General features: G+C 63.3%; 13 protein-coding genes. 5 read left to right on the top strand and 8 right to left on the bottom strand.

The window, feature by feature from the left end; genetic code table 11:
- Nucleotides 1–104 precede the first annotated feature (104 nt).
- The 3 genes from D6858_RS14535 to D6858_RS14525 are packed head-to-tail and all read right to left on the bottom strand — an operon-like array spanning nucleotide 105 to nucleotide 2,546.
- Nucleotides 105–719: a glutathione S-transferase family protein gene (locus D6858_RS14535; protein ID WP_120112223.1), complete on the bottom strand. Its 615-nt coding sequence runs from the start codon at nucleotides 717–719 to the stop codon at nucleotides 105–107.
- 28 nt (nucleotides 720–747) lie between these two features.
- The gene (locus D6858_RS14530) at nucleotides 748–1,524 is read right to left on the bottom strand and encodes an FkbM family methyltransferase (RefSeq protein ID WP_120112220.1); all 777 of its coding nucleotides are present in this window, start codon (nucleotides 1,522–1,524) and stop codon (nucleotides 748–750) included.
- On the bottom strand, nucleotides 1,524–2,546 hold the full coding sequence (locus tag D6858_RS14525; RefSeq protein WP_240623860.1) for an NAD(P)H-quinone oxidoreductase: 1,023 nt from the start codon (nucleotides 2,544–2,546) through the stop codon (nucleotides 1,524–1,526). The genes D6858_RS14530 and D6858_RS14525 overlap by 1 nt, the downstream gene beginning before the upstream one ends.
- Nucleotides 2,547–2,650: 104 nt before the next feature.
- Between D6858_RS14525 and D6858_RS14520 the strand changes: the two genes are divergently transcribed.
- The 5 genes from D6858_RS14520 to D6858_RS14500 all read left to right on the top strand — a co-directional run bounded on the left by D6858_RS14520 (nucleotide 2,651) and on the right by D6858_RS14500 (nucleotide 8,618).
- A complete protein-coding gene (locus tag D6858_RS14520) occupies nucleotides 2,651–2,854 on the top strand; it encodes a DUF1192 domain-containing protein (RefSeq protein WP_120112730.1) in 204 nt (67 codons plus the stop codon).
- A 152-nt stretch (nucleotides 2,855–3,006) separates the two neighbouring features.
- On the top strand, nucleotides 3,007–5,382 hold the full coding sequence (clpA, locus tag D6858_RS14515; RefSeq protein ID WP_120112216.1) for an ATP-dependent Clp protease ATP-binding subunit ClpA: 2,376 nt from the start codon (nucleotides 3,007–3,009) through the stop codon (nucleotides 5,380–5,382).
- 70 nt (nucleotides 5,383–5,452) lie between these two features.
- Nucleotides 5,453–6,457 (top strand): ligase-associated DNA damage response exonuclease, encoded by a 1,005-nt coding sequence (locus D6858_RS14510; protein ID WP_120112728.1) that lies wholly within the window; start codon nucleotides 5,453–5,455, stop codon nucleotides 6,455–6,457.
- Between the two features lie 33 nt (nucleotides 6,458–6,490).
- Nucleotides 6,491–8,086 carry a cisplatin damage response ATP-dependent DNA ligase gene (locus D6858_RS14505; protein ID WP_120112212.1) on the top strand — a complete coding sequence of 532 codons (1,596 nt, stop codon included), beginning with the start codon at nucleotides 6,491–6,493 and terminating at the stop codon, nucleotides 8,084–8,086.
- An 88-nt stretch (nucleotides 8,087–8,174) separates the two neighbouring features.
- A complete protein-coding gene (locus D6858_RS14500; RefSeq protein ID WP_338067319.1) occupies nucleotides 8,175–8,618 on the top strand; it encodes a globin domain-containing protein in 444 nt (147 codons plus the stop codon).
- A gap of 8 nt (nucleotides 8,619–8,626) precedes the next feature.
- Here the strand turns inward: D6858_RS14500 and D6858_RS14495 are convergent, their stop codons facing one another.
- From D6858_RS14495 to D6858_RS14475, 5 genes are all read right to left on the bottom strand, one after another.
- A complete protein-coding gene (locus D6858_RS14495) occupies nucleotides 8,627–8,908 on the bottom strand; it encodes a DUF167 domain-containing protein (protein ID WP_120112208.1) in 282 nt (93 codons plus the stop codon).
- On the bottom strand, nucleotides 8,889–9,491 hold the full coding sequence (locus tag D6858_RS14490) for a gamma carbonic anhydrase family protein (RefSeq protein WP_120112204.1): 603 nt from the start codon (nucleotides 9,489–9,491) through the stop codon (nucleotides 8,889–8,891). Before D6858_RS14490 ends, D6858_RS14495 begins: the two co-directional genes overlap by 20 nt.
- The gene (locus tag D6858_RS14485; RefSeq protein ID WP_120112200.1) at nucleotides 9,488–10,066 is read right to left on the bottom strand and encodes a GNAT family N-acetyltransferase; all 579 of its coding nucleotides are present in this window, start codon (nucleotides 10,064–10,066) and stop codon (nucleotides 9,488–9,490) included. Before D6858_RS14485 ends, D6858_RS14490 begins: the two co-directional genes overlap by 4 nt.
- Entirely contained in the window at nucleotides 10,059–11,054 is a 996-nt protein-coding gene (hemB, locus tag D6858_RS14480; RefSeq protein WP_102155124.1) for a porphobilinogen synthase, read from the bottom strand. Before hemB ends, D6858_RS14485 begins: the two co-directional genes overlap by 8 nt.
- Nucleotides 11,055–11,146: 92 nt before the next feature.
- Nucleotides 11,147–12,802 carry a peptidoglycan DD-metalloendopeptidase family protein gene (locus D6858_RS14475; protein WP_338067318.1) on the bottom strand — a complete coding sequence of 552 codons (1,656 nt, stop codon included), beginning with the start codon at nucleotides 12,800–12,802 and terminating at the stop codon, nucleotides 11,147–11,149.
- Nucleotides 12,803–12,943: the final 141 nt, after the last annotated feature.

Below are 12,943 nucleotides of genomic sequence, written 5' to 3'. Positions count from 1 at the left end.
CTCCCCCCGAAGCAGATGTCCTATGCGCTTCGGGTGAGTGCCATGCGATTGTTACGCGTTCGAATCAGTCCGGTGACCGTTGAAAGAATATCGGACGATTTCAGTCATTCCATTGTCACGTAGCCCGGCAAGGCCGCAATACGGGCCAGCCACGCCATCACATGCGCCCGATCCGCCAGACGAAAACCACCCGCTTCGGCCACATGTGTGTAGGCATAGAGCGCAATGTCCGCCAAAGTCGGGGCATCGCCTACGAACCATTCGCGCCCGGCCAGATGAGCATCCATCAGTGCCAGCGCATCTTCGCCCGCGATACGCTTGGCCATCACTTGCGACTGCTGCTGTCGCGACAGGTTGGCCTCTCCCACGAAATGGAGCCAGAAACGCAAAGTCGCGATGTTCGGTTCGTGGCTGTATTGTTCGAAAAACATCCAGCGCAGCACATTCGCCTGTTCGAACCGATCCGTCGGGATCAGTGCGCTATCCGTCGCGAGATACCAGCAGGCCGCATTGCTTTCGGGCAGGAACCGTTTGCCAATCTGCAACACCGGAATGCGGCCATTGGGATTGACGTTGGCGAGGAATTCGGGCGTCCGCGTTTCGCCCTGCAGGATATCGTATGCGCGCCGCTCTATCGGCAGGCCAAGCAAGGCGGCAGTCAGGCGGATCTTGTAGCAATTGCCGCTGCGTGGGTCTTCGTGAAGGATCAGATTGTCCATACGCCTCAGCTCCTTTCGCCCGCGCGCCTCAATCGCTCAGCACCCGCCCCGCCATTTCATCGGGCACGGCATACCAGTTTCCGGCACCGTGCGGGCGGGTTGCTGTCAGGCACCCTCGCGGCCGATCAAACCATGCCCGACGATAACCGAGCGGCTCCAGCAATGCGAGGCATTCGCCATCGCGGGCGTTACATTCCAGCATGACCAGCGGCCGTGCATCGCACAGAGTCCGCACCATCCCCGACAGAACTTCGTATTCGTAGCCTTCGACATCGATCTTTATCCCGGACGGCATCAGATCGAGGCTGTCGAAGGTTTCCACCGACACCTCTACCGAAGTGATTTCCACCCGGCGCCCGGTATCCGATTCCAGCCGGGCGGCCTGTTCACGCGCGCCATCGGGCGTCAGGCTGGCGCGGGTCGTGATCGGCAGCCCGCCGACGGTGGGAATATGCAACTGCATCCGCGCCGCTTCCGGCCCCAGGCCAATCTGGCGGCGTTCGAACCGCGAACCGAGCAACCGCTGGACGAAGGCCAGTTCCCGCCACAGCACCGGGTTGGGCTCGAACGAAACGATCCGCGCATCGGGCACGATAAACGACAGCGCCACCGCCGATTGACCGCCATTCGCCCCAATGTCCGCGATCAGCGAAGCCGAGCCGGCCAAGACGGCAAATCCACGCAAGTCCGGCTCATCCGGGCGGCGCAGTATTTTCTGACCGACCAGCATCGCACTACGCATCAGCGAATAGACACGCGGCGGCACAGCCGCCCGGCGCAGTGCGTTCCGCAAGATCCTGCGCACTAAACAGGCATCTCCAGCACGATCTTGCCGATATGGTCGCCCGCCTCCATCCGCGCATGCGCGGCGGCGACTTCCGCCAGCGGGAAGCTTTCGTCCATAACCGGGCGGATCGTGCCATCGAGCACCAGTGGCCAGGCGACCTGCAGGATCTCTTCCGCCAGCAACGCCTTGAATTCATCCGAGCGCGGGCGCAGCGTCGATCCTGTCAGGCACAGGCGTTTCGTCATCACTTTGGCCATATTGATTTCCGCTTTGGGTCCGCCCAGCACGGCGATAGTCACGTGCCGCCCATCGGGGGCGAGGCAATCGATATTGCGCGCGACATAGCTGCCCGAAACCATATCCAGCACCACGTTCACGCCTTTGCCACCAGTGAATTCCTTCACCACAGCGACGAAATCGTCCGTCTTGTAATCGATCGCCCGGTCCGCGCCAATATCCAGCGCCGCCTGGCATTTTTCAGGCGAGCCGCATGTTGTCAGCACAGTCAGACCGAACGCCTTGCCCAGCATGATCGCCATCGTGCCGATCCCGCTGGTTCCGCCGTGGACCAGCAGGGTTTCCCCTTCGCAGACGAACCCGCGTTCGAACACATTGTGCCATACCGTAAACAGCGTTTCCGGCAGCGCGGCGGCTTCGCTCAGCGAGAGATCGGCCGGGACTGGCAGGCAATGACCGGAGTGGGCGAGGCAATATTGGGCATAGCCCCCGCCAGACACCAGCGCGCAGACTTGGCTGCCAATCATGTCGGGCGAAACGCCCTCGCCCGCAGCAACCACTGTACCGGCAACTTCCAGTCCCGGAATCGGAGATGCGCCGGGCGGTGGCGGATAAAATCCCTGTCGCTGGATCACATCGGGCCGGTTTACCCCGGCAAAGGCCACGCGGATCAAGACCTGCCCAGCACCGGGTGCGGGCAAATCCACCGTCTCGGCGCGAAACACATCGGGCCCGCCGGGTTCGTCGAACCCCATTGCGATCATAGTTGCGGGAAGGCGGTGAAAAGAATCGGATTCAGCCATCGGTGATCCCTGTTGTCGTGATGTTACATGCGCCCGACGGCTGTGCGGATAGCGGTGTGGCCCATTGACAGCAAGCGCAGTCCGTTGCGATGTTGTGTCTTGTGATGGACGAAGACGATCGCCCACGCCCACGGGGCGACGCTGCCAGCCTTCTGGCGAAGGAGGATCTTTCGCCATATTCGCAGGATGAATTGAGCGAACGCGTCGCTCTGCTTGAGGCGGAAATCCAGCGGGTAAAATCCCACCGCGACAAGGCCGCCGCGCATCGCAACGCTGCCGAGGCACTGTTCGGGAAACCGACGACGTGAGCGGCCTCGCCTCGCATTTCAGCCGGGCGATCCTATATCCGTTGCAGATGGTTACGCATCACTCCCACATGACACGTAAAATCCGTGTTCATCGTCGTGCTGCATACTGTTCCCCGAACGCTCGACCGTTCCCCCACACGAAAGATCGTTGAATGCCCAGTTTCGCCCAGAGCCTCGAAAAAACTCTTCACTTCGCAATCGATAACGCGCGCGACCGGCGGCATGAATATGCCACGCTCGAACATCTCCTGCTCGCGCTGATCGACGACGAAGACGCGGCGGGTGTAATGGCCGCATGCGGCGTGGATCTGGCAGAGCTGGGCGATGTCGTGCGCCGCTATCTCGATGAAGAATGCCGCACGATCGAAGTCGGCGATGCCGGAGAGCCGCAGCCAACCGCTGGATTTCAACGGGTTATCCAGCGCGCGATCCTGCACGTTCAGTCGAGCGGGAAAGATACGGTTACCGGCGCCAATGTGCTGGTCGCGCTGTTCTCGGAACGCGACAGCTACGCCGTCTATTTCCTGCAACAGCAGGATATGAGCCGTCTGGATGCTGTCAGCTATATCAGCCACGGCATCGGCAAAGGCGGACGGCAGGTTGAAAATCGCCCTGCAGAGGGCGCGGCCGACAGCAATCAGGCCGAAGGCAAGAGCGACGAGGGCGGGTCAAAAAAGGACTCCGCGCTCGACCAGTTCACCGTCAACCTCAACGCCAAGGCGAAAGCGGGCAAAGTCGATCCGCTGATCGGACGCGGCCCCGAAGTCGACCGGACGATCCAGATCCTCTGCCGCCGCAGCAAGAACAACCCGCTTTATGTCGGTGATCCCGGCGTCGGGAAAACCGCCATTGCAGAAGGGCTTGCCCGCAAGATCGTGGAAGGCGACGTGCCGGAGGTGCTCTCCGATGCTGTGATCTACTCGCTCGATATGGGTGCGCTGCTAGCAGGCACGCGCTATCGCGGCGATTTTGAAGAACGGCTGAAGCAGGTTGTCTCCGAGCTGGAGAAGATGCCTCACGCCGTTCTGTTTATCGATGAAATTCATACGGTTATCGGCGCCGGGGCGACCAGTGGCGGGGCGATGGATGCATCCAACCTGCTCAAACCTGCGCTCAGCGGCGGAACGATCCGCTGCGTCGGTTCGACCACTTACAAGGAATTCCGCAATCACTTCGAGAAGGATCGCGCGCTGCTGCGCCGGTTCCAGAAAATCGACGTAAACGAGCCGAGCGTCGAAGATACGATCAAGATTCTCAAAGGCTTGCGGACTGCGTTCGAAGAACATCACGGGGTCAAATACACCCCCGATGCGATCAAGACCGCGGTCGAATTGTCAGCCCGCTACATCAATGATCGCAAGCTGCCCGACAAGGCAATCGACGTGATCGACGAAGTCGGCGCGATGCAGATGCTGGTTCCGCCCAGCCGTCGCAAGAAGAAGATTACCGGAAAGGAAATCGAAACGGTCATCGCAACGATGGCGCGCGTCCCGCCCAAGTCGGTCAGCAAGGACGACAAGCGTGCGCTCGAACATCTCGAACGCGATCTGAAGCAGGTCGTCTATGGGCAGGATAACGCAATCCGCGTGCTCTCCACAGCGATGAAGCTTAGCCGCGCTGGTCTGCGCGATCCCGATAAGCCCATCGGAAGCTTCCTGTTTTCCGGCCCCACGGGCGTCGGCAAGACCGAAGTGGCACGGCAACTCGCCAGTATCATGGGCATCCCGCTCCAACGGTTCGATATGAGCGAATATATGGAGCGGCACAGCGTCAGCCGCCTGATCGGTGCCCCTCCGGGCTATGTCGGCTACGATCAGGGCGGGTTGCTCACCGATGCAATCGACCAGCAGCCGCATTGCGTGTTGCTGCTCGACGAAATCGAGAAGGCCCACCCCGATCTGTTCAACATCCTGTTGCAGGTGATGGACAATGGCCGCTTGACCGACCACCACGGAAAAACGGTCGATTTCCGTAACGTAGTGCTGATCATGACGACCAATGCCGGGGCCAGCGATATGGCGCGCCAGGGTATCGGCTTCGGCGATGTCAGCAAGGAAGATGCGGGCGACGAAGCTGTGAAGAAGATGTTCACGCCCGAATTCCGCAACCGGCTGGATGCCATCGTGCCGTTCACGTATCTCGGCAAGGAAACCGTGGCGCGGGTGGTGGACAAGTTCATCCTCCAGCTCGAACTGCAACTGGCCGATCAGAACGTCCATATTCAGTTCGACAGCGACGCACGTAAGTGGCTGGCAGACCGTGGTTATGACAAGCTCTACGGCGCCCGCCCGATGGGCCGCCTGATCCAGGACAAGATCAAGCAGCCGCTGGCGGAAGAGCTGTTGTTCGGCAAGTTGTCCGACGGCGGCGAAGTGCATGTGAGCGTGAAGGACAACAAGCCTTCGTTCGAACTGACGCCCGCCCCGCCCAAGGCCCGCCCGACCCGGAAACAGGCCGCGAAAAGGCCTGCTGCGAAGAAGAAACCCGAAGCCGGGGCCGAAACCGGCGGCGACGACAACGAAAGCTAAGACCTTTCGATGAAACACAAAATCGGGCGCTGTGCGGGAACGCATGGCGCCCGCTTTGCTTGAATCGTCAATGGCACGCGATTTTGCATGGATCCGGCCTGAGCCGCACGGCATCCATATCGCACCCGCCGATATCTGGATCGATCCATCGCGCCCGGTGCCGCGGGCTTTGGTGACGCATGGCCATGCCGATCATGCGCGCGGCGGGCATGGTGAAACGATTGCCACCCCCGAAACTCTGGCGATTATGGAGCTGCGGTATCAGACCCGCGAGGGCGCACGGCCAGCGCAATATGGCGAGACGATTCGCCTAAGTGGCGGTGTCGATGCGACTTTTATTCCCGCCGGACACGTGCTGGGCAGCGCGCAGATCCTGCTGGAACATGCCGGGGAACGGGTGGTGGTGACCGGCGATTTCAAGCGACAACCCGATCCGACTTGCACCCCGTTTGTCACAACTCCGTGCGATATTTTCGTTACAGAAGCGACATTTGGCCTGCCTGTCTTCCGCCACCCCCCGATTTTCACCGAACTGACCCGATTAATTGACAGGTTACACGCCGATTCCGACAGATGCGTACTGGTTGGCGCCTATGCCTTGGGCAAAGCGCAGCGCGTGATCGCAGAATTGCGCCAGATCGGGCACCACGATCCGATCTACATTCACGGCGCGATGGAGCGGATGTGTCGGCTGTATGAAAACTTCGGAATCGATCTGGGCGAACTGCGGCTGGTGTCGGATTCGGAAAAAGACGCGATGCGCGGCGCCGTCGTGATCTGCCCGCCATCGGCGCTGAACGATCGCTGGTCGCGCCGCTTGCCCGATCCGGTCACGGCAATGGCATCGGGCTGGATGCAGGTGCGCCAGCGCGCGCGGCAGCGCAACGTGGAACTGCCGCTGGTCATTTCCGACCATGCCGACTGGGACGAACTGACCGCCACCATCGAACAGGTCGATCCGCAGGAAAGCTGGATCACCCACGGGCGGGAAGAGGCGCTGCTGCGCTGGCACCAGTTGCACCAGCGCCGCGCCCGCGCACTGGCGCTGGTGGGATACGAGGACGAGGATGACTGAGCCACCCGCCCTGCGATCAGGGGGCACCCGCTGATGGAACGCTTCGCCGCTCTGGTCGATGCGCTGGTCTATACCCGCAGCCGTAACGAGAAACTGCGCCTGATCGCCAGCTATCTGCGCGACACGGCAGACCCCGACCGCGGCTGGGCGCTGGCCGCGCTGACCGGGGCGCTCGATTTCCCGGCGGTGAAATCCTCCACTATCCGCGCGATGATGCAGCAGCGCGTCGATCCCGAACTGTGGGCGCTCAGCCGCGATTTCGTGGGCGACACCGCCGAAACTGCCAGCTTGCTGTGGCCCGCCCCCGATGGCGAACGCGAGCCAGCGCCCACCGTTTCGGAGGCAGTGGCGCTGTTATCCGCGATGACGCGCGCGAATGTGCAGGCGGAGCTGCCCCGCCTGCTGGACCGGCTCGACCCGTCGGGCCGCTACGCCCTGCTCAAGCTGGCGACCGGGGCGATGCGGATCGGGGTGTCGAGCCGTCTGGCCAAAGTCGCCTTCGCCCAGGCTTTCGCCGTTGCGGTCGAGGAGGTGGAGGAACACTGGCACGGGCTGACCGCACCCTATCCCGAACTGTTCGCGTGGGCCGCTGAAGGGGCCGCCCCTCCCGACACCGCCAGCCGCCCGACATTCCGCCCGTTCATGCTGGCTCACCCGCTGGAAGATGGCACGGTCGATCTGGCGGACTATGCCGCCGAATGGAAATGGGACGGGATCCGGGTGGAACTCGTCCGGGTGAACGGAGAAACCCGGCTCTATTCGCGGTCGGGAGACGATATCTCCGCCACGTTCCCCGAACTGACCGATGTTTTGCCGATCGATGCCGTGCTCGACGGGGAACTGCTGGTGCGTGGCAGCCATCAGGGCGGCGAGGAAGGCGGCGCGGCCAGTTTCAACGCCTTGCAGCAAAGGCTGGGCCGCAAAACCGTCAGCCGCAAAATGCTGAACGAATACCCCGCCTTCGTCCGGCTATACGATGTGCTGATGGCCGAGGGCGCGGACTTGCGCGAACTGCCGTGGAGCGAACGACGCACCCGGCTGGAGGCGCTGATGCCGCGCCTGCCCGACAGCCATTTCGACATCAGCGAAATCGTTTCCGCCCCCGATTTCGCCGCGCTGGCCGCGATCCGCGAATCCGCCCGCGATGCGGCCATCGAAGGGCTGATGCTGAAACGCCGCGATTCCCCCTATGTCGCCGGGCGCAAGGCCGGGCTGTGGTATAAATGGAAACGCGATCCGCTGCTGATCGATTGCGTTTTGATGTATGCCCAGCGCGGCAGCGGCAAACGCAGCAGTTTCTATTCCGATTACACCTTCGGCTGCTGGAACGGCGACCCTGACGACGGGGCCGATCTGCTGCCGGTGGGCAAAGCCTATTCGGGGTTCACCGACGCTGAACTGAAACAGATCGACCGCCATGTGCGGCAGCATACGGTGAACCGGTTCGGCCCCGTGCGCGAGGTGGATCGCAGTCTGGTGTTCGAAGTGGCGTTCGATTCGGTTCATACCAGCAAGCGGCACAAATCCGGCCTCGCCATGCGGTTTCCCCGCATCCACCGCATCCGGTGGGATAAGCCATCGCACGAAGCCGACCGGATCGAGACACTCAGCGCTCTGATCCGCGATTGATTTGCGCCAGATCAATGCCGGGTGCACAGATCAAGCGATAAGCTGCCTGTTTGCCACTGCGTTACCACTGCGAAGGACGATTCACGTCGTGATACCGGATACCGAACCGACTCAGACCCCATACGAAGCATTGGGTGGTCGCCCGGTGATCGAACGGATCGCCAACCGGTTTTACGATCTGGTGGAAACCGATCCGCAATATGCCGAACTGCGTGCGATGCATGCAGGCGACCTTACTCCGATCCGCCGCTCGCTGGCCGGATGGCTCACCGCATGGGCGGGCGGCCCGCACGACTGGTTCGTGGAAAATCGCGGCAAATGCATGATGAGCGCGCACCGCGGTCTGGGCGTCAGCGCGCAAACTGCACGCCAGTGGTCCGATGCAATGGCCCGCGCCATCGCCGAATGCGGCCCCACCAATACCGACGCCGGCCGCGCACTGGGCCTGATGATGGCCGAACGGCTGGACATGATGGCCAACGCAATGATCCCGCACCCCGAAGAGACAGGCGATCTGGCCGCTGCGGAGTAAGCCCCCCGCTACCCGCCGATCCGCACCAGTTTTTCGCGCGAAGTTGCGCCGCGCAACAATTCGATGCCTGATGGCGGTGTGCCCAATGCCTTGGCCAACATGCGGATCACGGCATCGTTGGCCGCCCCGTCGGTCGGTTTGGCACGGACTTTCACCTGCAGCTTGCCATCGCCCAGCTCGATCCCTTCGCTGCGCGCGCCGGGGGTGACGCGCAGCGCCAGCCGCCCTTCGCCATCGGCCAGCGCGCGGATCGCAGCGGGATCGGGATAGTCAGCCTTCGGCCGTGCCATCGCTGCTCAATGCCCCGCCCATTACCTCCCCCACCGCGATGGAGTGTGTCTTCGCATTGTGGGCATAGTGGGCCACGCCCATCTTCATCCCCATGATCGCGGCATCGTCCAGATCGCGCATCTTGCGCGCGGGGCGGCCGCCCCACAGCTCGCGCTCGCCCATCGCTTTGCCTTCAGTCAGCATCGCGCCCGCCGCCAGCATCGCATCCGATGCGATCACGGCATTGTTCATCGCAATCGCGCCCAGACCCACGAACCCGCGATCGTGAATCCGGCAGCCGTGCACCATCGCCATATGGCCGATCAGCACATCGTCCCCGATAATCAGCGGTGCGCCATCGGGCATGGCCGGGTTCGGCCCGTCGCAATGCAGCACGCTGCCATCCTGCACATTGGTCCGCTGACCGATCACGATGCGGCTGACATCGGCGCGCAGCACACAGTTGTACCAGATGGATGAATCCGCGCCGATGGTAACATCGCCAATGATCGAACACCCCGGCGCGATCCACGCGCTGTCGTCGATCTGCGGCGATTTGCCGTTGATGGGCACGATTGTCACGCCCGGTCGCTGTACCGTCATGGCCGGTTTTCCTCCCATTGCTGGCGCGTGATGGCGTACACAATGGTGTCGCACCACGGCTTCTCAAAGCGCGTGTCGACATAGTCGAGATCGACGCGCCGCTCCATTCCGAAGCGTTTCATCAGGCCCCAGCTATCGGTGTTTTCAGCGATAGTGATGGCATAGACCGTCTCTGCCCCGAATTGCGCGAACGCCGCATCGAGCGAGGCAATCGCCGCCTCTTTCGCGTAGCCTTTGCCCCAGGCATCTTCGCGCAGGCGCCAGCCGATTTCGAACTCGCCCTCGATCGTGCCGTTGGGCGGCGCGCTGGCGCGTTTCAGGCCGCAGAAACCGAGCATCTCGCCCGACAGGTGCCCGCCATCAGCCTTGCGCTCCACCACCCAGAAGGTGTGACCGTGATCGCGGGCATAGCCTTCAACCCGCTCTCGTGCGGCGCGCATCGTCTCTTCATCGGCCAGCCCGCCCAGCCAGCGCATGACCGCAGGCGTATTGGTCAGCGCCCAGAATCGCGGCCAGTCTTCCGCCCGCCAGTCACGCAGGATCAGGCGTTCTGTATCGAGGCGGAATTCAGCCATTGAGCAGGCGGGCGGCGTGGGCCGCGTGGTAGGTGAGTACACCGCTGCATCCGGCGCGTTTGAACGCCAGCAGCTTTTCCATCAGCAACGCATCGCGATCAGCCACGCCCGCTGCCGCACCCGCTTCGATCAGGGCATATTCGCCGCTGACCTGATAGGCGAACACCGGCACTTCAAAGCGTTGTTTCGCGCGCCAGATCACGTCGAGATAGGCCAGCCCCGGTTTCACCATCACACTGTCGGCCCCTTCCGCCAGGTCGAGCGCTATTTCGCGCATCGCCTCGTCAGCATTGGCCGGGTCCATCTGATAGCTTTTCTTGTCGCCTTTCAGCAGCCCGCCGCTGCCCACCGCATCGCGGAACGGGCCATAGAACGCGCTGGCGTATTTGGCGGAGTAGGCCATGATCTGCACATTGGGATGCGCGTTCATTTCCAGCGCCATACGGATCGCGCGCACCCGCCCGTCCATCATATCGCTCGGCGCGATCACATCGGCCCCGGCATTCGCCTGATTCAGCGCCTGATCGACCAGCACGGCCACGGTATCGTCGTTCACGACATAGCCGCTGTCGTCCAGCAGGCCATCTTGCCCGTGGCTGGTATAAGGATCGAGCGCAACGTCGGTCAGCACGCCGATATCGCTGCCGCAGGCATCCTTGATCGCCTTGGTCGCGCGGCACATCAGGTTGTCGGGATTGAGCGCTTCGGCGCCATCATCGCTCCGCCGCCCCGGCTGGGTATGCGGGAACAGCGCGATGCACGGAATGCCCAGCGCCACCGCCTCTTTCGCGCGGGCGACGATGCCATCGACCGACCAGCGCGATACGCCGGGCAAGCTGGCCACCGGCTCTTCCACCCCGCTGCCGTCGGTCACGAACAACGGCCAGATCAGATCGGCGGGTGTGAGCAGGGTTTCGCGGTGGAGCGCGCGGCTCCACGCGCTGGCGCGGGTGCGGCGCAGGCGGAGGTTGGGATAGGCACTGGTCATGATGCACCGCGCAATGCCGCATTCGGGCAGCGGGCGCAATCGCCCTGTCCCATCGGCGGCGCCAAAGTGCCGCGACGTGCGCTAAGGTAAAGTCAGCCGACCTTTTTCGCTTCGTCGAGCTTGTCGATCTCGCGCACCGGCTCGCTGGCCCTGGCTTCGCTGGCGGTGGGGGTCAGCGGGGCGAGCGCGGCACCCGCTTCGACCTGCTTGATTTGCGACAGGACAGAACGGAACTGCTGCAACTGCGCGCCCGACAGCATGGCGCGGGTAACATATTGCACCGACGCCGGATTGATCCGCTGACCATTGCGATACATCTCGTAATGCAAGTGCGGCCCGGTGGAGAGGCCGGTGGAACCGACATAGCCGATCACTTGCCCGCGCCGCACCGATTGCCCCGCGCGCACGGCCATCCGGCTCATATGGCAATAACGGGTGGCGAGGCCCGCGGCATGTTGCAGCTTCACCGCGTTGCCGCAGCCACCCGCGCGCCCGGCGGAAGCCACCCGCGCATCGGCCACAGCCACGATCGGCTGGCCATAGCTGGCATGGAAATCCATCCCGCCATGCATCCGCACATAGCCCAGGATCGGGTGGCGACGCGGGCCGTATTTCGACCCGATCGATCCCGGCACCGGGCGCATCAGCCCCGCGCGCTGTTCCCCGACGCCCGACGCTTCGTAGAAACGCCCGTCGCTGCCCCAGCGCATCAGTTGCACTTTGGGCGATCCGGCACGGTCGATCCCGGCATAGATCAGCTTGCCCGCCTGTCGTTCGCCCGTGGCGGCGCGGCGATAATCGACGATCATGTCGAACGTATCGGTAGAGCGCACCGCACTGTCGAGGTTGACCTGATCGCCCAGCGCCTTGAGATATTGCTGCACCGCGCTGGCCGGGGCACCGGCGGCGCGCATCGAGCGATAGAGGCTGGAGCCGACCGTGCCGCGAATACGCAGCGGGGTGTCGTCCACCCGGATCGGCTTGCGTTCGAGCGAGAGATTGCCGTCCGGCCCGCGCTGCACCGACAGCGCCAGATCGAACCGCGCCCGAAAATCGAGCGCGCTGAGCGGGCGCGGGCTGTTGGGCGCGGTGCGGCGACCCAGCGTGATATCGACTTGCGTACCCGGATCGATGTCCGCCAGCGAGACAGAGCGCGAAATCAGCGCCTCCACACGTGCGGCATCGGCGCTGCCGATCCCGGCACGTTGCAACATGCGCCCGAAACTGTCGCCCTGCGCCAGTGTCGCGACCAGTTCGATCTGCGGTCGTTCGGGGGCGGAGGCAAGTGGCGTCACGGCGGCAGTGGCCCCCATGTGTCGCCCGCTGTCCCCGCCCAATGCCAGTGGCATAATCATCTGGCTGCGGAATTCGTCGCGCACGCTGTCATTCACCCGCGTGGCGGGGGCAGCCTCCAGCGGAGCGAAGCCGGGCCAAAAGGCAATGCTGGCCGCAGACAGGCCGAGGAACGTCGCCAGCCCGCGAAACCAGCGGCGGCTGCCAATCGCCTCCGCCAGATTGGGCGCGAAATCGATACGCGAGAGGCGTTCGCTCGACTTCAGTCTCCAGGCTTCGAACCGTTCGGCCAGATTGTGCGAGCGGCGCAGGATTGCGGACGATGTTTCCGGCACGATCTGCGCCGACATCATCTGCGAATGCGTCAGTACGGCAGCGCGCCAGCCCGGTGCGCCATCGGCCCGACTGTCCGCCGGGCTGCAACCCGGCGCATCCTGATCGTGCGTGGTGAACACCGCGCTCTCCGTAAACCCAACCGGGCCGCTTTGCGATGCGGCCCACGACCCAATTGCGGGCCGATTGCCCGAAACCCATGCCCGATTGAAGTTAATTCCGGCTTAAGTTGCGACGGGCCGACTCAGGTGCACGGCGGGCTG

This window comes from Tsuneonella suprasediminis (genome assembly GCF_003605755.1).
GTDB classification, from domain to species: Bacteria; Pseudomonadota; Alphaproteobacteria; order Sphingomonadales; family Sphingomonadaceae; genus Tsuneonella; species Tsuneonella suprasediminis.
The sequence above is the reverse complement of the archived record's forward strand: the minus strand, read 5'-3'. Positions and strand labels throughout refer to the sequence as shown.

Bases quoted from the DNA above. Each gene is read 5' to 3' on its own strand.
- D6858_RS14535 (WP_120112223.1), bottom strand. From the start codon at position 719: ATGGACAATCTGATCCTTCACGAAGACCCACGCAGCGGCAATTGCTAC.
- D6858_RS14525 (WP_240623860.1), bottom strand. From the start codon at position 2,546: ATGGCTGAATCCGATTCTTTTCACCGCCTTCCCGCAACTATGATCGCA.
- D6858_RS14520 (WP_120112730.1), top strand. From the start codon at position 2,651: ATGGACGAAGACGATCGCCCACGCCCACGGGGCGACGCTGCCAGCCTT.
- clpA (WP_120112216.1), top strand. From the start codon at position 3,007: ATGCCCAGTTTCGCCCAGAGCCTCGAAAAAACTCTTCACTTCGCAATC.
- D6858_RS14510 (WP_120112728.1), top strand. From the start codon at position 5,453: ATGGCACGCGATTTTGCATGGATCCGGCCTGAGCCGCACGGCATCCAT.
- D6858_RS14505 (WP_120112212.1), top strand. From the start codon at position 6,491: ATGGAACGCTTCGCCGCTCTGGTCGATGCGCTGGTCTATACCCGCAGC.
- D6858_RS14495 (WP_120112208.1), bottom strand. From the start codon at position 8,908: ATGGCACGGCCGAAGGCTGACTATCCCGATCCCGCTGCGATCCGCGCG.
- D6858_RS14490 (WP_120112204.1), bottom strand. From the start codon at position 9,491: ATGACGGTACAGCGACCGGGCGTGACAATCGTGCCCATCAACGGCAAA.
- D6858_RS14485 (WP_120112200.1), bottom strand. From the start codon at position 10,066: ATGGCTGAATTCCGCCTCGATACAGAACGCCTGATCCTGCGTGACTGG.
- hemB (WP_102155124.1), bottom strand. From the start codon at position 11,054: ATGACCAGTGCCTATCCCAACCTCCGCCTGCGCCGCACCCGCGCCAGC.